Below are 18,374 nucleotides of genomic sequence, written 5' to 3'. Positions count from 1 at the left end.
CGTCACCCGGCAGCGTCCCCGATCCCTTCAAGAAGTGATGGTTCGTCATGACCGATGCGGCTTCTTCTGCCAGCGTCACGACCCGCCTGTTCGGCTTTGCAGCGGCGCTCAGCTGTCTCGCCCTGGGTTTGATCACGCTCTACAGTTCAGGCGTCGGCCTGATCGATCCCAAGCTGCACCGGGCCGCCGGGTTCGGGCTTGCCCTGATCGTTGCCGTCTCGGTCTCGCAGAAGCGGCGGGGCGGCACCACGCCGCTCCATCTCGGTCTCGATATCGCCCTGATCATCGCCGGGCTCTGGTCGATCTGGTCGTTCTACTTCGTCCAGACCGAAATGGAGACCGCGCTCTATGACGTCACCAATCGCGATGCCTGGCCGGCGCTCGCCGGCCTGGTCGTGTTCCTGGAACTCTGCCGTCGGCTGTGGGGCTGGGGTCTCTTCTGTGTCGGCACGTTCGGCGTGGTCTATCTTCTCTTCGGGCAGGACCTGCCCGGCATCCTCGCCCATTCCGGCTTTTCGCTGAAGGAGGTCGCCGAGGCGCTCTGGTACAACACCAACAAGGGCGTGTTCGGCTCGATCACCAACATCGTGCTCAGCACGGTCTTCATCTTCATCATCTTCGGCGTGCTGCTGGAAGGCACCGGCGCGGGCGACACCTTGCTGAAATTCGCCTTCCTCGCCACGCGCCGCACCCGGGGCGGTCCGGCCCATGCCGCCATCCTGGCGTCCTCCATGTTCGGCACCATGTCCGGCTCGACCGTTGCCAATATCGTCGGCACCGGCACCTTCACCATCCCGATGATCAAGAAACGCGGCTTCTCGCCGACCTTCGCCGCCGGGATCGAGGCAACGGCCTCGTCGGGCGGACAGATCATGCCGCCGATCATGGGGGCTGCAGCCCTGGTGATGGCCGACCTCACCGGCGCGGGCTATCTCAACATCATCGTCGCCGCGCTGCTGCCGGCGCTCTTCTACTATTTCAGCCTGTTCGCCGCCGTCACGGTCGAAGCCCGCCGCCAGGGCATCGAGGTGCAGGAAATGACCGTCGACGACCAGATCACCCGGACGGACCTGATCAACTCCGTGCTGTTCATCGGGCCGATCCTGGTGGTCATCGGATCGCTTGTCGCAGGACTGTCCACCTCCGCTGCCGGCTTTTACGCGGTCGTGGTGCTGCTGGTGCTGTCGGTCATCAACCCGGAGGTGCGCGGCGACCCGGCCCGGCTCTGGAAGTCGTTCCTTAAAGGCGCCGAATCCGGGGCGACGCTGTTGATTGCGATTGCCGCCATCGGCATCCTCGTGGGCTCGCTGGACAGCACCGGCCTCGGCCTCAAGCTGGCCAATGTCATTGCCAGCATCCGGGGCGAAAGCCTGTTCTCGGCGCTGCTCGTCGCCATGGCCGGGGCGCTGATCCTCGGCATGGGCATGCCGACGCTGCCCGCCTACCTGATCATCATCCTGGTGATGGGACCGGCCATCCAGGAACTCGGCGTCTCGATGCTGACCGCGCACATGTTCGTCTTCTACTACGGTGTTGCCTCGTCGCTGACCCCGCCGGTCGCGATTGCCGCCTATGCGGCAGCGCCGATCGCGCAGGCCAATCCGCTGATGACCGCGTTCATGTCGTTCCGGCTGGGCATGGCGAAATTCATCATTCCGTTCATCTTCGCCTTCTACCCGACGATCCTGATCATCGAGCAGTTCAGCCTGCTGCCGTTCCTTTGGATCGTCGCCCGCACGTGTTTCTGCATCTGGCTGTTCTCGTCGGCTCTGTCCGGTTTCGACCGCCGCAGGCTGACCGTGCCGGAGATCGTGGTGCGCTTTGCCGCCGCGTTCGCCTGCCTTGCCACCGATCCGATGATCCACCTGCCCGCCATTGCCATCGGACTTGCGCTGATCGCGTTCGATATCCATGCCGGCCGGGCCAAAGCCGCGATGTCCGAGGCGCCGAAATGACCCAGAGACCCAACTTCCTGTTCATCATCACCGATCAGCACCGGGCCGATCACCTGGGCTGCTACGGCAACAGGATGGTGAAGACGCCCAACATCGACGGGATTGCGGCCGGCGGCACGCGGTGGGAGCGCTTTTACGTCGCCAACCCGATCTGCATGCCCAACCGGGCCTCGATCATGACCGGACGCATGTGCTCGGTGCATGGCGCGCGCCACAACGGCATTCCCCTGTCGAAGGACCACACAACCTTTGTCGAACTCCTGCGCGATGCCGGGTACAGCACCGGCCTGATCGGCAAATCCCACCTGCAGAGCTTCACCGGCCTGCCCGCCACCAACCGCTTCGAGGCACGGGACGGTTTGCGCACCCCGTCGGCGCATCTGCGCGATGCCTACAAGAACAACCGGCACTCGGCGGATTATGATCTCGAAGTCGCGCCCGCCTGGGACACGCCCCTGGCCGAGCGGCTGAAAGGGGATTTCTACGGCTTCGGCCATGTCGAGGTCGCCGCCGATCATGGCGACCAGGCCTCCGGCGACTATCTCCTTTGGGCGCGGGCGCAGACAGCGGATTTCGATCGCCTGACCGGCCCGGAAAATGCGCTGCCCGACAACCGCATCACCGCGCCGCAGGCCTGGCGCACCGCCGTTCCGGAGGAACTTTATTCCACCTCGTGGATCGCCGACCGGTCGGAAGCCTGGCTCACGGAACAGGCAACACGTGACGCGCCGTTCTTCCTGCAGATGTCCTTCCCGGATCCGCATCACCCGTTCACGCCGCCCGGGCGCTACTGGGACATGTACGACCCGGCCGATGTGGCGCTGCCGGCCTCGTTCGGCAAGGGCGACCTGCCGCCGATCCGGGCCATGAAAGAGGCGATGGAGAAGGGCACCGACCCGCGCGACAACCAGAACCCCTTCGCCGTGACCGAAGTCGAGGCCCGGGCCATCATCGCCCTGACCTACGGCATGATCACCATGATCGACGACGCCATCGGCCGGGTTCTCAAACGCCTCGAAACCCTGGGGCTGGCCGACAACACGGTCGTCATCTTCACCTCCGATCACGGCGATTACATGGGCGATCACGGCCTGATGCTGAAACTGCTGCTGCACTACCAGGGGATCATCCGCGTGCCGTTCCTCTGGAACGATCCGGCCCACCCGGCGCACAGCCCGGTCGACACGGGGCTGGCCTCGTCCATCGACATTGCCGCCACCGTCCTGGCCCGGGCCGGGATACAGGGCTTCAACGGCCTGCAGGGCCGGGACCTGATCACCACGGCGCCGCCGGAGGCGATCGTGGTGGAAGAGGACAGCCAGCGCACCATGACCGGCTTCGACCGCCCCCAGCGCGTGCGCACGGTCGTCACCGACCGCTACCGCATGTCCCTGCGCGCGGGCGAGGACTGGAACGAGCTCTACGACCTTGAGGCCGACCCGCACGAACTCACCAATCTCTACGAAGCCCCAAGCGCCGCCGCCATCCGCCACACCGTGACCGAAACCATGCTCCGCCGCATGATCGACCTGCAGGACCGCGCGCCGCTGCCGGCGTATCGGGCGTGAGGGGGGGTGATCCGGAGCCGGAGTCTATTGTGCGAGAGGACGGATGAAGGCAGGAATTGTGACCTGGAAGGGGCTACAATCCTGGTGCAATTAGTTGGCGTAGCTGTTTGGAAACCGGCACGGGGATCTGTGGTGTCAAAGGGACTGACTGCATCTGCGCTACCTGAAAGCATGCGTTGGTATTGGGCGACACCTCCCGGGACTTCTCTGGGGTAGCCGCAGGATGTGGTTGCGCCGATTGTGAGGTGAACGTCCTATTCGGGCGTACTCCGTTGAAAAACTCGATTGTTTTGGGTTTGGAAGGGTGTGCTGATTTTGGGCAATCTGATCCCTTTTCATTTGGGACAGGCAGTTTGCGGAGCCGGGATGAGTTTTGCGAGCTTGCGGAGGTTCTGGCTGGTGGCTGCGAGGTGGAATTCATCGCGGGCGCCGGTTGGTCCCCGTAATCGAAGCCGGTCGAGCTTCAAAATACGTTTGAGGTGGGCAAACAGCATCTCGACCTTTTTTCTCAACTTGCACGAGATTGCATATTGGGTGGTGTGTGAGATGGCACGGGCAACATCGCGCGACGGCTCATGGATTGACCTTGTGACCTTGCGTTGCGGCTCCTTCGGACAGCACTTCGGCCTCAGGCCGCAGGCATCACAGTCAGCCTTTCGAGCGCGGTAGCGCAGCGTCCCATCCTTGTTAGCTCCAGTCCGTGGTGTCGCAAACGCACGGCGGTATTGTTTGAGCTCTTTGCCTCCTGGGCAGATATAGGCATCGGTTACGGCGTCATAGGTGAAGTCCGCCCGCTCATAGGTTCCATCCTTGCGTCCCGACTTGTCTATAACCGGAATATGAGGGGCGATTCCGCGCTCCTTGACCAACCAGTCGAGCATGGGACCAGAACCATAGGCGGTATCGGCAATCAGCCGTTCAGGTATCAAGTCAAATCTGTCGCCCACCCGATCTATCATGGTTCGCACAGAGCCAACTTCAGCCTGCCGGATCGAACGTGTGGCTTCCACATCCAGGATCACTGCATTGTCGGTATCGATCAGGTAGTTTGTCGAATAGGCGAAGTAGGCAGGGCCGCCGCGTGCGCCCGTCCACTGGGATGCCGGATCGGAATGAGAGGTGAACTTCGGCTCTATCGCACTGGCTGCGCCGAAGGCTTCATCATCCAGTGTTTCCAGATACTCCCTGACCGCTCGCGGAGCATCACAGGGATCAATCTGCCCTGGCTCCCAGTCCGCTTGTGGTGTGGAGTTCTGCCGATTGGCATCCGCCTGGATCAGGCTCGCATCAGCTGCGAGACGTTGGCCGCTCGCCAGTCCTTCCTCGATGCAGCGCGCCACAACCGTCTCAAAGACATGCCGCAACAGATCGCTGTCCCGGAACCGTCCATGACGGTTCTTGGAGAAGGTCGAGTGGTCCGGTATTGGATCGCTCAGATCCAGGCGGCAGAACCAGCGATAGGCCAGATTGAGATGGACCTCCTCGCACAGCCGCCGTTCTGACCGGATGCCCATCGTGTAACCGACCAGAAGCATCCTGATCATCAGTTCCGGATCAACTGAAGGACGACCGGTTGAACTATAAAACGGAGCCAGATGTTTACGAAGGTCGGACAGATCAACAAACCGGTCAATCGACCGCAGTAGATGATCCTTTGGGACATGATCCTCAATCGAGAATTCATAAAACAGCGCGCTTTGCGCTTCCTGTCTCGGACCCATCATCGCCTGCATCTCCAAAGTCAGCAAGGAGATTGAATCAGCGTTGGTCTCTCAAAACAACAGGAGTTTTTCAACGGTATAGGCGGAGAGCGGACGTTTGTTGCGGGTTGAACGAATGACCGTGTTGCGGACAATGCAGACGCAACTGTTGTCGCGAAGATAACTGCAATAGAACCAACTAGGCCAAACCAAACCGACTCAAACCAGACATCAAAAGGACGCCAGACGTTGACCGGATGCCTATTTGAGAGCATCGCGATCAGCACCTGGTGCTACGCCGGCAAACGTGAGTGTCAAAATCGAGAAAGTGTTCTTCGCCAGATTGGCCTGCCGTGTTCGCGCTGGGACGTGTCCCGTTGAAAGTTTGGTATCAATCACAAACGCCGAAACTTTTGACTTGATTGCAGAACCCGTTTCAGTCGAAGCGAATCCGGAGCAGTTGCGAGGCCAGCGCCCATATGGTGCGGCCACAGCCGTGAAAACAGCAACCGAGGCGGACTATAAAACTCAATGGCAGCCTATGCACGGATGTAGCTTGCCCTGTTGGAGGCTTGCAGCTAAATTTTAATACCAATCAGTCCTTAATCTCGAGAACCGGAAGTGAAAAATGAAAAAAACATTGTTGGCACTACCTGCGTTGTTTCTGATGGTGGCGCCTGCACAGCTGGCAGCACAAGACGTCGCATCTGGAATAATAGAGTTTTCACCGACTGAGCCCTATCCCGTTCGTGAGGTTTATTATCCCGGCACAGAAGCACTCGCAGAAGACGAGATGCGTGTGATCGCTTGTGGAACAGGGATGCCGCAACCACGTTTGAAACAAGCTGCCGCGTGCTTTCTGGTTGAACTTGGAAACGGCGACAAATTTATTTTCGATATGGGCTACGGATCGTTTGAACGTCTAACCGCGCTTGGTATTCCGATTGACTTTTTGGACAAGGTTTTCCTCGGCCATCTCCACCTGGATCACGCTGGTGACTTTCCACAATACTACTTCACCAAGGGCATCAACTCTGGTCGTTCGCCGACACGGTTGTTTGGCCCCAATGGCGTAAAGCCCGAATGGGGAACAGAAACTTGGTTCAACAAGATTCGTGAAGCCTGGGCGTGGGAGGAAGCCAGCCGAGGCGGTGCTGTTGACCAGCGAGGCTTGCAAATCGAAATCACCGAGTTTGACTGGACCGCCGAAAACGCTGTCATTTACGATGAAAATGGCGTGCAAATCCGCACAATCCCTGCGGTTCATGCAGACCAATCTGTCAGCTTTATACTCGAATGGAATGGTCTGAAGTTCGCCTATTCAAGTGACACGAGCCCCAACCGTTGGTGGGTTGAACACACGCAGGACGCCGACATATCAATTCACGAAGTGGTACTGCCACCAGAAATGTGGGTGACAAAATACTATCTGGACGCCGTCGGAGCAGTACAAGCAGGCACACAAGCTCATACACCTCCGCAGGCGTTTGGCAAAGTCATGGCATTGACAGAGCCGCGCATGGCCGTCGCTTACCACTTCCAGAACGACGCTGACACGGCACCTGTCGTGTTGGAAGGCATTCGCGAAACCTACGACGGCCCGCTGAGCATGGCGACTGACTTCATGACATGGAACGTAACAGCGGACGAAATTCGCGTCCGAATGGCCGTTCCAAACCACGAGCGGTTCCCTGAGCCTCCTCAACGGGAGTTTGTCCCCAATCGCGATGCAGAGCCATACGTTTGGACGGAAACAACCTTTGACGGCTATCACCCTGAGATTGCAGCGGTAATCAACGAACTCGTAGATGAATTCAACGCAGAGTTCGGGACAAACGTCGAACCTACAACGACTGCGCCGCGCGAGTGATGTACGAGCCGTGTGCCTATTTCTGATAAGGGCGCAGATCAAACAATTTCAATTCGAATGATCATGCGATGGACCTTACTCAGGTCCATCGTTCTTTTTCGATCAAGGAAAACGATTTCCGGATTCCATGACGCAAAGTCTCTCAATCATTAAACGAACCCTTCTTGGATTGATCATTGCACCTTGGCTTGTAGTCAACGGCCTCGCCGATACGTCCCCCTTCAACGCATCACAGGTCGCCAATAACATTGCCATCGTGAATGTCGGAGATGACGGAGTTACAATTGACCTTGAAATCTTCTTTGGGGACCTCGGATCATTTTCAGACCTGTTGCCCGCACGGCTTTTCTCCAAGACAGCAGGCGGCGCTAGGGATGATGCGCAGCGCCTTGCTCGGTTTGCACTAAATGGGATTTCACTCCGTCGCGGCGACGGCTCTCTTCTGCCGTTAACTGTGCAATTGATCGAACCTCGTTTGCGCGTTGACAGGTCCTCGCCTGTGGCAGGACAACGTGACCCCCTTTCCGGTCGTGCCGTTCCAGCGCCGCCTGATGACCCGAGAGTTGTCTTTGTAAGGCTGTTCTATTCCTTCGAAGGACAGAAGCCCGACGTGATCCAACTTTTGCCGCCCCGTGACAATGAGGGTGTTCCAGTAGTTATTGGCGCACATGTGAGCGACAGGGGGCTTCCCGTCTCCGAATTCCGCTTCTTCGCGCAGTTGATGCGGCTGCATATCAACTGGGAGGATCCATGGTACACGCAGTTTAGTGATCCCTCCCTGAACCGCCGAATGCAGGAAGCTACGACCGGGTTTCTTTATGTGGAGCCGCGCGAGGTCCGCGTTGAAACTCTCGTGCGGCTTCGGGATTTAAGCAGACTGATCGGCCATGATTTCAAAATGAATTCTGCATTGGACCCTGAAGACCAGCAGGAGGTTTTGGCTGCTGCACAGGCGTTTCTTAAAACGCGAAATGCGCTTCAGATGGATGGACATGCGAAAGCACCTCGAGCCAGCCGTGCATCGTTCCTTAATCTTGGGGAACGCGGTTTTGAGGTTGTGCAAGATGATCAAGACACGAGCGCTAACGCTGCTTTTGTTGGCGTTGTGGTATCTTACCCAATCGAGGCTCTGCCGCAGCGTGTGGCAGTTTTGTGGGATGTCTTCAGCGAGGCTCAAGCCAAGGTACCGATCGTTATTACGGACGTCGCAAGCCCCTTTTTCAGCGACGTCACTAAGGATCGTGCGGAGATTTTGTGGACCAATCAGCTATTGACTTACAGGAACCTGCAAATCGAAACTTTACCGCTTGGAGATGGCGTGAGCCGTATTGATACCATGATATGGACCGGTCTTGCGGCCTTTTTGGCCGGCGGCGGAATTGTCTTTCTGGCTCTTGGAAAGTCACGGCGGACGATTGCCGTGATTTGCACTATGATGGGATTGGGTCTTGGAAGTCTCGTCTTTTTCCAACCGTCCAGATTACCGTTGTTGGTTTTCGAAGCGCCTGGACAGGAAGAAACGTCTCAGCTCTTATCCAAGGCTCTCAGCCAGATCAATCTCGCCACATTGGAACCAAGTCCAGAGTTTCGTAGAACGGCTCTGGCGCCGATCGTCGTTCAAGAAGCACTTCTTGATGTTGCCGCCGAAATCGAACGAGGCGTAGCAATAAGGCTCCCGGGTGGCGGGATTGCAAGGGTGACGTCTCAATCGGATGTTGATGTTCAGTCTGTGTCGCCCCTTGCAGAGGGTCGAGGCATGCAGGCGCTCGTTACATGGCAGTCGCAGGCGACCGGGGGGCATTGGGGGCATAGACATACACGAACGGTCGAGTACAGGGCTTTGGTGGATTTGGTCGCGTTTGGAGGTTTGTGGAAAATCAGCGGTTTGACGGTTCTGGAAAGCCAAATGTCCAGCAGCTGACTGAATTTCGCAATTTCTCGTCATAGCGCGGCAGTCAACTGTCCGAGCCGTTCAACCGTCCACACACAAGCGATAACTGTGCAGCCGCCAGCTAAAGCCAATCGCGTAACACGCCACGTTGGTACATTTATTTTTTTCAGCGCGACGAGTGCTGGCCAAACAACAAGTACGATTGCAACCTGACCAATTTCGACCCCCAAGTTGAAGGCAAGTAGGCTTTGCCAAATGTTGGGCGCATCCACCTGCAGGATCTTCTGCAGAACAAACGAGAAGCCAAGACCGTGCAGCAAGCCAATAGCAGCAGTTACAACGAGCATTTTGCCATTGCCACCATTCCCTGCGAAGCGAGGCCAGATCGCTAGAAGTGCTGCATAAATGATTGACATCGCAATTCCTGTTTCCACTGCCGGAACAAACCATGCGGCAGATGGAACAAAACCAAAGAAACCGATAGTCAGGGTTACACTGTGGCCAACGGTAAAACCCGTGACACGCCACAAAAGCGAAGACAGTGTGGTCGCACTAATCACGAGGCAAATCACAAAAAGTACGTGGTCGATCCCCTCCAGTATGTGGCGGACACCCTCCCAAACGAATGTTATTGCAGCAGTAAAACTGGATTGGGATATTGTAACAGGCTCATCCATCAGACCCCGGGAACGAAAAACCTTAGGATCGTCATTTGCGTAGTCCAAAATGAGGTTCGCTGTGTTTTCTTGGCCAGGCAAACCTGGATTCAAGCTGCTCGATATCGAATAGCTTGAAACGGCTTGCGAACTTGGAAAGAATAGTTCGACGTCTACTATTGTATCTCCGACATATGTGCTCTTGTTTGTCGGATCTGTCAGCTCACCCGCCATCGCCGCTTTGGCCTCGCTAAGCGTTGCGAATCCGGGTTGGGAACCGACTGCATGTATCAGCAGTTTTCGAAACTCCGGTGTCAGAACCGCTCCGTCAACAAAGAGCATATGGCCAACTGATACAAACTCCGCGAGACCCTCCGGATTTTCCAGAACCGCCGTTACGTCGACATGGTGAACCACGACGTCGTTTTCAAAGCTGTTGGTCGTGAACGGCGCTGGGTCCGGAAGTTCGCCTGCAGGCGCACTACCAAGCTTATCTGCGACGAGGTATGGCATGGGCAGTCTGATGTACAAGCGCAGGCCATCTTCGACATGTTCAATGTGCAGCACCCTGACATTCAGGTTTAGAAGAAAATGTGCATGGGCCTTTACAACAGGAAATGCAACAAGGACCAGTATGCACAGCAAAAGTCGAAGGACAGGCTTACACCGCATACCTAGGTTTCTCCATCTACTTCTAGCTACTTCTAGGCGTTAATCCACTCAGTTGATGAACTCGCACCAAAGGTATCTGGTTGGGCCCGAGCACGGGCGCCGTATAACGTAGTTCCTTGCTGCTTCAAACGACTTCTTTGGACTCGATCCGGACGTTCGCTAAAATTTGCGCCAACGTCCGTTCCGGGCCTACTCCGTTGAAAAACTCGATTGTTTTGGGTTTGGAAGGGTGTGCTGATTTTGGGCAATCTGATCCCTTTTCATTTGGGACAGGCAGTTTGCGGAGCCGGGATGAGTTTTGCGAGCTTGCGGAGGTTCTGGCTGGTGGCTGCGAGGTGGAATTCATCGCGGGCGCCGGTTGGTCCCCGTAATCGAAGCCGGTCGAGCTTCAAAATACGTTTGAGGTGGGCAAACAGCATCTCGACCTTTTTTCTCAACTTGCACGAGATTGCATATTGGGTGGTGTGTGAGATGGCACGGGCAACATCGCGCGACGGCTCATGGATTGACCTTGTGACCTTGCGTTGCGGCTCCTTCGGACAGCACTTCGGCCTCAGGCCGCAGGCATCACAGTCAGCCTTTCGAGCGCGGTAGCGCAGCGTCCCATCCTTGTTAGCTCCAGTCCGTGGTGTCGCAAACGCACGGCGGTATTGTTTGAGCTCTTTGCCTCCTGGGCAGATATAGGCATCGGTTACGGCGTCATAGGTGAAGTCCGCCCGCTCATAGGTTCCATCCTTGCGTCCCGACTTGTCTATAACCGGAATATGAGGGGCGATTCCGCGCTCCTTGACCAACCAGTCGAGCATGGGACCAGAACCATAGGCGGTATCGGCAATCAGCCGTTCAGGTATCAAGTCAAATCTGTCGCCCACCCGATCTATCATGGTTCGCACAGAGCCAACTTCAGCCTGCCGGATCGAACGTGTGGCTTCCACATCCAGGATCACTGCATTGTCGGTATCGATCAGGTAGTTTGTCGAATAGGCGAAGTAGGCAGGGCCGCCGCGTGCGCCCGTCCACTGGGATGCCGGATCGGAATGAGAGGTGAACTTCGGCTCTATCGCACTGGCTGCGCCGAAGGCTTCATCATCCAGTGTTTCCAGATACTCCCTGACCGCTCGCGGAGCATCACAGGGATCAATCTGCCCTGGCTCCCAGTCCGCTTGTGGTGTGGAGTTCTGCCGATTGGCATCCGCCTGGATCAGGCTCGCATCAGCTGCGAGACGTTGGCCGCTCGCCAGTCCTTCCTCGATGCAGCGCGCCACAACCGTCTCAAAGACATGCCGCAACAGATCGCTGTCCCGGAACCGTCCATGACGGTTCTTGGAGAAGGTCGAGTGGTCCGGTATTGGATCGCTCAGATCCAGGCGGCAGAACCAGCGATAGGCCAGATTGAGATGGACCTCCTCGCACAGCCGCCGTTCTGACCGGATGCCCATCGTGTAACCGACCAGAAGCATCCTGATCATCAGTTCCGGATCAACTGAAGGACGACCGGTTGAACTATAAAACGGAGCCAGATGTTTACGAAGGTCGGACAGATCAACAAACCGGTCAATCGACCGCAGTAGATGATCCTTTGGGACATGATCCTCAATCGAGAATTCATAAAACAGCGCGCTTTGCGCTTCCTGTCTCGGACCCATCATCGCCTGCATCTCCAAAGTCAGCAAGGAGATTGAATCAGCGTTGGTCTCTCAAAACAACAGGAGTTTTTCAACGGTATAGACCGCTAATTGTCTTTGGTCACCACGCCGTTACATCCAAGAAAAGACAAACCGGTTCTGCCCCTTTTTTCATGTTGATTGCTGTTTGAAGAAAAGGTTCTGCCTGGATGGTTCAGCAGTCTCGGCTAAAGTCCCAAGGGTACAAGAATTCCTGCTGAAAGCTCTGGGCAGCAGGCATGCACCGCCTCCCTCTCAAGCCGCAAAGCCCGGCTTACTAGCCCTCTCGAACCTCCACCACCCCGCAAAGTCCCTAACCACTGTCTCGGCAACGCCGCCTCGTGCCCGGCTATCAGTTCCGACCCGCGAGCGAAGGGAGGGCCTTCATTTGCGACGATGTGGGGGATGTCGACGGCGTGCAAAGTCACCTCCATCCGACTGTCTCCTCTTGCCGGCCCACAGGTGGTTCAGAGATCACCCTCGTTGAAAACAACCGAGCCCCCCAGAACCATCCCGCATTTCCGCCACCTGACCGAGATCAAGGCGGTGCGGGGTTTCTGATGCTACTCAGCCGGGCGTGCCGGGTTTGGTGGTGGAGGGGTCGTTGCGACGGTTCTGCCTGATCTTGCCCGTGCAGGAGGTTTGATCGCGCAACAGTCTTCCGGGGGATTTGTCATGAGCGATGCGCATGCCGATTTGCCGACGGCCGGGACCGGGCTTGAGCCGCCGATTGCCGCGGTGCGGGTGCTCAATTGCGGGCGGGCGGAGCAGCACAGGGAGCATCGCTTCGGCAGCCGGACGCCGAGGCTCTGGTGGGTGTTCTTTTCAAGAAAGTGGGTGCCGCTGCCCCTGCAGTTCTTCCTGATTGAGCACCGCGACGGACCGGTCCTGTTCGACACCGGCATCGATCCGGCGATCACATCGGACAAGGGTTATATCTCGCAGGCCATCGGCCGTTTCCTGCTGCCGCGCATCTTCCGGTTCGACCTCGGCGAAGCGGACCGCATCGACCGAGTCCTGGAAAGAGCGGGCGTTGCCGTGGGCGACATACGGACTGCCGTGATTTCGCATCTCCATTTTGACCACACCGGCGGGATCGCGCAGATCCCGCAGGCGGATCTGCTGGTGAGCGAACGGGAGTGGTCGATCCTGTCGGAGCCCCACCCGGAGCGGGAATGGATCCTGCGCGAGCATCTGGAAACCCCGTCGGCGAAGTGGCGGCAGATCGCGTTTACGCCGACCGACGATCCGCTTTTCGACGGCTTCGACGGGATCCATGATGTTCTGGGGGACGGTTCCATGATCCTCCTGCCGACGCCGGGACACACCAGGGGGTCGCTGTCGATGCTGATCCGCCAGGCGGGGTGGGACCCGATCCTGCTGGCCGGCGACCTGACCTACGAGGCCGCGCTTCTGGACCAGGACGTTGTTCCGGGCGTCGGGGAGGCAGAGGTCCTGCGCGCGTCGTTTGCCAAGGTGCGCGTGCTGAAAAAGCGGCTGCCGGATCTCGCGATCGTCGCCTCGCATGATTTCGCCGCCGCGGAGCTCGTCGCGCGCGCCACAGGCGCTGCACCGGAGCGGGGCGGGACGCGCGACTGAGCGAGCGTGTCCGGCGCTGAAGGCGGGCGCGGTCCGGGTCTCAGCGAATTGCAACTGTCGGGTCAGACCGGCAACGGCCAATTCAGGATCGGGTTTGAGCACCTGCTGCTCTTTCATTTACCGGCCGTCGTACTTTCCGTGAAACGTCTGCTGGATCGCGGGCGCAGGCAAGTCAACTTGTGGCTGGTTGCTTGTTTCGCGCCGGGCACGCTGGCGAATCCCGCGCCGATGGCTGGCATCGGTTGCGCCCGCGCAGAGATCGGCGGCACGCTGATGCTTCTTGGCCTTCTCGCCTTTCTTTTCGAGATTGTCGATCTTGGTCTTTTGAAGGGCGGGGAGACACAGGCCTGAGGCGGGCGCTCACATACGGGTCGAACCTGTCTGATTCACTCGGAACGTGATGTTCCGCTAAGGCTGGGGCTTCGGGGGATCAGCTCACACGGTCAGCGGCGCAGGAAATCCGGCGGGTAGCTGTCTGGCAGCCAAGAGACCGAGACCCTTGTTTCGAGCGGCAGGATCCAGCGCGTCGGGCCGAAGCGGTCCCACGGTGCTTCCGTCAGGTCGACGTCGGGGTCGATAAAGGTTTGCATCGGCCGCCCGTTCAGTGAGACGCGGACGTCGGCATAGACACCGACGTCTTCATAGCCGTTGGCCGCCCAGATTGCCTCCAGTTTTTGAGCATACATCCAAGCAATATCGGGCCGGGCCAGTACGTTGCGCGCCTGACGGCGGGCCATGTGATCATAGGGACTGAACTCCCAGGTCTCGGTTCCGTCAGCCGACACGACGCGGAAAATGCCCTCCCGCTCTCTTGTGTAGATGCGCATGCGCCAGGAAAACCGGTGACCGTCGCCCGTCCAGGCGACATTGTTGTCAAATCTCAGCTGTCTCTCGGGCAGATAGATCTGAACGGCAAACCACAGCGCGAGCCCACCGGCCAGAACGGGGCTGAGCCGGAACTGCACCTTTGGCAACGGGCGTGCCTCCGGCAGAGGCCGTAGCGTGCCGGAAACACGGCGCCAGAGCCTTTGCGGCCAGTCCGGCTCGAAAAAGATCGTCGTCAGCGCAAGCGTGATCCATGGAAAGATACCGATGTTAAAAAGCTGCGCATTCGACCAGTGAAAAAACGCGTAGATGATGAAAACCGTCAGGCGGGTTCGGCGCCACAAAAGCAAGGGAGCGCCCAGCAGGTGCAACAGCACGGTTCCCCATGCCGCGATGACGAAGGCGGCATCGTATTGAAACAGGAAACCGTAGAAGATCCGATCCTCGTTGCCCTGCAGCCAGATCCGCAAGGGTTCCCCCCGCAGCCAGTCATCGGCGATCTTCACCCAGCCTGCATAGATCAGGATGATCTCTGTCTGCAGCTTGATGGCCGATACCGGCCAGCGTGGGATCACCAGCGACCTGATGCGCGGGAACAGGATGGCATCGAGCGAATAAGCGCGTCCGGCGGGCATGAAACACAGGAGCGTGCCGTAAAGGATCACCATGTAGTTGTGATTGAGATACTGCGCCCGATCGAGCAGGAAAAAATAGGCGAAGGTCAGCGTCAGCGCGATGATCGAGACGCGGTAGAACAGCCCAAGTGCCACCATGAAACCGAAGACACCGACCCCACCCCAGACAAAATGTATCCACGGCTCGGGAAGCGGATGAACGAACGGGAGGAACGGAAAAAGCATCTCCGGTTCGACATAGTAGCGGTAGATGCGCGTGTTATCGATGTAACGCCAGCAGTCCCAGGCCAGAATCAACCCGAAGGCGATCCGCACGACAACCAGCGACTGAATGCTTATTGGCGCTTCAAGATGGGATTTCAGGCGTCCGACCATGTCACAGGGCTCTTTCATGATTGCCTGCTGTCACGCGAGTATTCCCTGCTTTGGTTAACGCATGGAAAATCACGTCAAATGGCTCTAAATCCTGATTGTCCATGGCGTTCGGCAGTTTGCCGGCGGACAAATCATCTGCTGAAGGTTTCTGATTGACCTCTCAAGGCAAACTCCGCAATGTTTACGACGGCCAATGCCCGTTCTGCACTGCGACCTTCAACTGATGCGGTTGCGGAAGGCTGCAGGATTTTTAGTGTTGATTAACGTACGGGGTGACCATCCGTTTCTGGAAGTAAACCGGAAGCGGGGGATAGGCATTGACAAAGGGATGGTCGTTCAAATGAACGGCGACCTGCATCACGGCGACGAAGCCATGTCGGTGCCGGCTGTCATGACCACGTGGTCCGGTTTGTTCAACCGCCTGATGTGCCTCGGCTTCGCCAACCGCGCGGTCTCAAGGTTGATCTGCCACCCGCTCGTTTTCGGCCGAAACCTGACGCTCCGATTGCTTGGCCGACCGATGATCGCATACAAGACAAGCAACGATGATTGCCGTCTGACGCCAAAAGTCCGGGCGACGCCCAAGAGGCGCTTTCGTCGCCAGACGCCGGGATTCGGGCCTGATCGCCATTATTTGATTTTTCGGAATAGTGTTTCCGCGTTCTTCCAGATTATCAGGACGAAAAGACATTTTATCTGGTGTCCTGACCGGTCTTGAACGCTCGCGGCCTCAGGATAGTGCGCAAGACGTCGCGCGCGCGGTGTCGCCCCTGATGGGGTGAATGTCTTTCCACCTTGCAAATCGAACATCCGGAGCACGCAGACAGAATGGATTCGCTGACACAGTTTGCCCTCGGTGCCGCCGTTTCCGCGGCGTGTCTCGGGTCGAAGACGGGACCGAGAAAGGCAGCGCTGATCGGCGGGGTCATCGCAACGCTGCCGGATCTGGATGTCCTGATCCCGTTCGAGACGCGGATCGATCAATATGTCTATCACCGCGGCTGGTCACATTCGTTCTTCATTCATGTGCTTGCAACGCCGGTCATCGGCGAGGTGCTGGTTCGGTGTTTCAATTCGCTGAAGGACCAGCGGGCACTTGTCTGGGTGACCGTTTTCCTGTGTCTGACAACCCATGCGCTGCTCGATGCGATGAACGCCTATGGCGCGCGGATATTCTGGCCGTTTCATCCCGATCCCGTCGGGACGGGATCCGTCTTCATCATCGATCCCGTCTTTACCGTTCCGCTGCTTGCGGCTGTCGTCTGGGCACTCGCCAGCGGCAAATGGTCAAAGGGGTTGCGCAGGTTCCTTGCCGGATCACTTGCCTTCAGCGCCGGATACCTGGTGTGGGGTCTTGCCGTTCAGGCCCACATTCATGAACGGGGGAACGCGATTTTTGCCGCGAAGGGCCTGGACGTGAAAAACGTGAAGACCGTGGTCACGCCTTTCAACACGCTGCTGTGGCGTGTCATCGGCCAGGCGGAGGGCCAGTATCACAATCTCTATGTGTCGCTGTTCGACGGGGACGAAGACGCCGTTGTCTATTCGCACGCCTATGATGCGTCGCTCGTCTCGTGTGTCGCCGACGATCCGGAGTATCACAAGATGCTCTGGTTCAGCGACGGCTTCGTCCGGACCGATCTCATCGATGGCAGGATTGTCGCCTCGGATTATCGCCTTGGCCTGTCGCCAACCTACATCTTCCGCTTCGCGATCGCGGACTACGCCGACGGCGCGGCCCGAAAGATAACGCCCGAGCCGATCGTGCCGAGCATTTCGAATGCAGGCACGGAATTCGGCTGGCTGGGAACCCGGATGTCGGGACAGCCCATGATCCGGGCGTCCGAGCAAGAGCTTGTGAAACAGACCAACGCGAACCAGGTTTCCGGATGCTAGTGCCTTCCGGGTCAACACGTCCTAGCCCAGAAAATCGGTAATCACCGCGGTGCCCGGAGACGTCGGGCCGTGCATGGCTCTCAGCTCCGCGCTGGCGGCGGAAAGGGGGACTTCGCGGGCGACGATCGGGCGGATGTCAACGGCGCCGCGTTCGATCATGTCGAGGAGGCGGGGGTATTTCCAAGACGGCATGCCGCGGGTGCCGTAAAAGGCGAGCTGCTTGGTGTAGATGGCGCGCATGTTCACCTCCATCCGGCCGTCGCCCGAGGGCATGCCGACCTGGACGTGGCGGCCGAGAAGAGCGAGGCACTCGACCGAGGCATTGGTCGTCGCCTCGATCCCGAGTGCCTCGATGGAGACCTGCGCGCCGCCGCCGGTGATCTCGCGGATCCTTTCCGCGACATCGCCGTCCGAAGCATTCACCGTGGCATCCGCACCGTAGTGCCGGGCGTAGTCCAGCTTCTCCTCGACGATATCGACGACAACCACCCGGGCGCCGAGCATCTTGGCCAGCAGCAGGACGGAAAGGCCGATGCCGCCGGTTCCGTGAACGGCGACCCATTCCCCGGCGGTGACGGCGGCCCGGTCGGTCAGCGCATGCCAGGCGGTCGTGACCCTGCAGCCGAGACCGGCAGCCAGCGCCGGCGACAGCCACTCGGGCAGGCGCACGAGATTGTGGTCGAACGGCACGGCGACATATTGGGCATAGGCGCCCGGTGTGCCGAAGCCCGGCACGATCTGGTCCGGGCAGGTGTTGGAAACGCCCGTCTGGCAGGCGGGGCAGCGGCCGCAACTCAGGATGAACGGGGCGATCAGCCGGTCGCCAACGGCATATTGGGCGTTCGGGCCCGCCTCGACGACGGTGCCGCAATATTCGTGGCCGAGGATCGACCCGCTGACGACCTTGGGATGTTCGCCGGTCCAGCCGTGATAGTCGGAACGGCAGACGCCGCAGGCGGCGACCTCCAGCACCACGCCGTTATCCGGGCAGGCCGGATCGGCGACTGTCTCGATGACAAGATCCTCGTTGAACGTCCGAACGACCGCCGCGCGCATTCCGCCCCCCTT

The 18,374-nt window shown here is 58.6% G+C and carries 13 protein-coding genes; 8 read left to right on the top strand and 5 right to left on the bottom strand.

Features of this window, described 5'->3' with window-relative positions:
- Nucleotides 1-47 precede the first annotated feature (47 nt).
- Together ACO07N_RS02220 and ACO07N_RS02215 are read left to right on the top strand one after the other, a co-directional pair.
- On the top strand, nucleotides 48-1,955 hold the full coding sequence (locus ACO07N_RS02220; RefSeq protein ID WP_421979458.1) for a TRAP transporter permease: 1,908 nt from the start codon (nucleotides 48-50) through the stop codon (nucleotides 1,953-1,955).
- The gene (locus tag ACO07N_RS02215) at nucleotides 1,952-3,523 is read left to right on the top strand and encodes a sulfatase (protein ID WP_421979457.1); all 1,572 of its coding nucleotides are present in this window, start codon (nucleotides 1,952-1,954) and stop codon (nucleotides 3,521-3,523) included. The genes ACO07N_RS02220 and ACO07N_RS02215 overlap by 4 nt, the downstream gene beginning before the upstream one ends.
- 335 nt (nucleotides 3,524-3,858) lie before the next feature.
- On the opposite strand, the gene ACO07N_RS02210 is transcribed toward ACO07N_RS02215, so the two are convergent.
- Nucleotides 3,859-5,247: a transposase gene (locus ACO07N_RS02210; RefSeq protein ID WP_421984367.1), complete on the bottom strand. Its 1,389-nt coding sequence runs from the start codon at nucleotides 5,245-5,247 to the stop codon at nucleotides 3,859-3,861.
- Between the two features lie 604 nt (nucleotides 5,248-5,851).
- Between ACO07N_RS02210 and gntH the strand changes: the two genes are divergently transcribed.
- Complete coding sequence (gene gntH / locus ACO07N_RS02205) at nucleotides 5,852-7,093, top strand: guanitoxin biosynthesis MBL fold metallo-hydrolase GntH (protein WP_421979456.1); 1,242 nt, start codon at nucleotides 5,852-5,854, stop codon at nucleotides 7,091-7,093.
- A gap of 127 nt (nucleotides 7,094-7,220) precedes the next feature.
- Nucleotides 7,221-9,014 (top strand): hypothetical protein, encoded by a 1,794-nt coding sequence (locus ACO07N_RS02200; protein ID WP_421979455.1) that lies wholly within the window; start codon nucleotides 7,221-7,223, stop codon nucleotides 9,012-9,014.
- Nucleotides 9,015-9,034: 20 nt separating this feature from the next.
- Here the strand turns inward: ACO07N_RS02200 and ACO07N_RS02195 are convergent, their stop codons facing one another.
- Together ACO07N_RS02195 and ACO07N_RS02190 are read right to left on the bottom strand one after the other, a co-directional pair.
- On the bottom strand, nucleotides 9,035-10,207 hold the full coding sequence (locus ACO07N_RS02195; protein ID WP_421979454.1) for a HupE/UreJ family protein: 1,173 nt from the start codon (nucleotides 10,205-10,207) through the stop codon (nucleotides 9,035-9,037).
- A 365-nt stretch (nucleotides 10,208-10,572) separates the two neighbouring features.
- Nucleotides 10,573-11,961, bottom strand: coding sequence for a transposase (locus ACO07N_RS02190; protein ID WP_421984367.1), 1,389 nt, complete (start codon nucleotides 11,959-11,961; stop codon nucleotides 10,573-10,575).
- Nucleotides 11,962-12,651: 690 nt separating this feature from the next.
- On the opposite strand from ACO07N_RS02190, the gene ACO07N_RS02185 reads away from it, so the two are divergent.
- Both ACO07N_RS02185 and ACO07N_RS02180 read left to right on the top strand, forming a co-directional pair.
- Nucleotides 12,652-13,575: an N-acyl homoserine lactonase family protein gene (locus ACO07N_RS02185; protein WP_421979453.1), complete on the top strand. Its 924-nt coding sequence runs from the start codon at nucleotides 12,652-12,654 to the stop codon at nucleotides 13,573-13,575.
- A 6-nt stretch (nucleotides 13,576-13,581) separates the two neighbouring features.
- Nucleotides 13,582-13,926 (top strand): hypothetical protein, encoded by a 345-nt coding sequence (locus ACO07N_RS02180; RefSeq protein ID WP_421979452.1) that lies wholly within the window; start codon nucleotides 13,582-13,584, stop codon nucleotides 13,924-13,926.
- A gap of 92 nt (nucleotides 13,927-14,018) precedes the next feature.
- On the opposite strand, the gene ACO07N_RS02175 is transcribed toward ACO07N_RS02180, so the two are convergent.
- Entirely contained in the window at nucleotides 14,019-15,428 is a 1,410-nt protein-coding gene (locus ACO07N_RS02175) for an HTTM domain-containing protein (RefSeq protein WP_421979451.1), read from the bottom strand.
- A 175-nt stretch (nucleotides 15,429-15,603) separates the two neighbouring features.
- Between ACO07N_RS02175 and ACO07N_RS02170 the strand changes: the two genes are divergently transcribed.
- Both ACO07N_RS02170 and ACO07N_RS02165 read left to right on the top strand, forming a co-directional pair.
- Nucleotides 15,604-16,128 (top strand): hypothetical protein, encoded by a 525-nt coding sequence (locus ACO07N_RS02170; RefSeq protein ID WP_421979450.1) that lies wholly within the window; start codon nucleotides 15,604-15,606, stop codon nucleotides 16,126-16,128.
- Between the two features lie 110 nt (nucleotides 16,129-16,238).
- Entirely contained in the window at nucleotides 16,239-17,306 is a 1,068-nt protein-coding gene (locus ACO07N_RS02165) for a metal-dependent hydrolase (RefSeq protein ID WP_421979449.1), read from the top strand.
- Nucleotides 17,307-17,327: 21 nt separating this feature from the next.
- Here the strand turns inward: ACO07N_RS02165 and ACO07N_RS02160 are convergent, their stop codons facing one another.
- The gene (locus ACO07N_RS02160) at nucleotides 17,328-18,362 is read right to left on the bottom strand and encodes a zinc-dependent alcohol dehydrogenase family protein (protein ID WP_421979448.1); all 1,035 of its coding nucleotides are present in this window, start codon (nucleotides 18,360-18,362) and stop codon (nucleotides 17,328-17,330) included.
- Between the last annotated feature and the right edge of the window lie 12 nt (nucleotides 18,363-18,374).

It is taken from the genome of Roseibium sp. (genome assembly GCF_965229775.1).
GTDB lineage: Bacteria > Pseudomonadota > Alphaproteobacteria > Rhizobiales > Stappiaceae > Roseibium.
Note: the sequence above shows the minus strand (reverse complement) of the source record. Positions and strands in the feature narration are given on the sequence as shown.

Excerpts from the sequence above, each read along its gene's own strand:
- ACO07N_RS02220 (WP_421979458.1), top strand. The coding sequence starts at position 48 with ATGACCGATGCGGCTTCTTCTGCCAGCGTCACGACCCGCCTGTTCGGC.
- ACO07N_RS02215 (WP_421979457.1), top strand. The coding sequence starts at position 1,952 with ATGACCCAGAGACCCAACTTCCTGTTCATCATCACCGATCAGCACCGG.
- ACO07N_RS02210 (WP_421984367.1), bottom strand. The coding sequence starts at position 5,247 with ATGATGGGTCCGAGACAGGAAGCGCAAAGCGCGCTGTTTTATGAATTC.
- gntH (WP_421979456.1), top strand. The coding sequence starts at position 5,852 with ATGAAAAAAACATTGTTGGCACTACCTGCGTTGTTTCTGATGGTGGCG.
- ACO07N_RS02200 (WP_421979455.1), top strand. The coding sequence starts at position 7,221 with ATGACGCAAAGTCTCTCAATCATTAAACGAACCCTTCTTGGATTGATC.
- ACO07N_RS02190 (WP_421984367.1), bottom strand. The coding sequence starts at position 11,961 with ATGATGGGTCCGAGACAGGAAGCGCAAAGCGCGCTGTTTTATGAATTC.
- ACO07N_RS02185 (WP_421979453.1), top strand. The coding sequence starts at position 12,652 with ATGAGCGATGCGCATGCCGATTTGCCGACGGCCGGGACCGGGCTTGAG.
- ACO07N_RS02175 (WP_421979451.1), bottom strand. The coding sequence starts at position 15,428 with ATGAAAGAGCCCTGTGACATGGTCGGACGCCTGAAATCCCATCTTGAA.
- ACO07N_RS02170 (WP_421979450.1), top strand. The coding sequence starts at position 15,604 with ATGCCCGTTCTGCACTGCGACCTTCAACTGATGCGGTTGCGGAAGGCT.
- ACO07N_RS02165 (WP_421979449.1), top strand. The coding sequence starts at position 16,239 with ATGGATTCGCTGACACAGTTTGCCCTCGGTGCCGCCGTTTCCGCGGCG.
- ACO07N_RS02160 (WP_421979448.1), bottom strand. The coding sequence starts at position 18,362 with ATGCGCGCGGCGGTCGTTCGGACGTTCAACGAGGATCTTGTCATCGAG.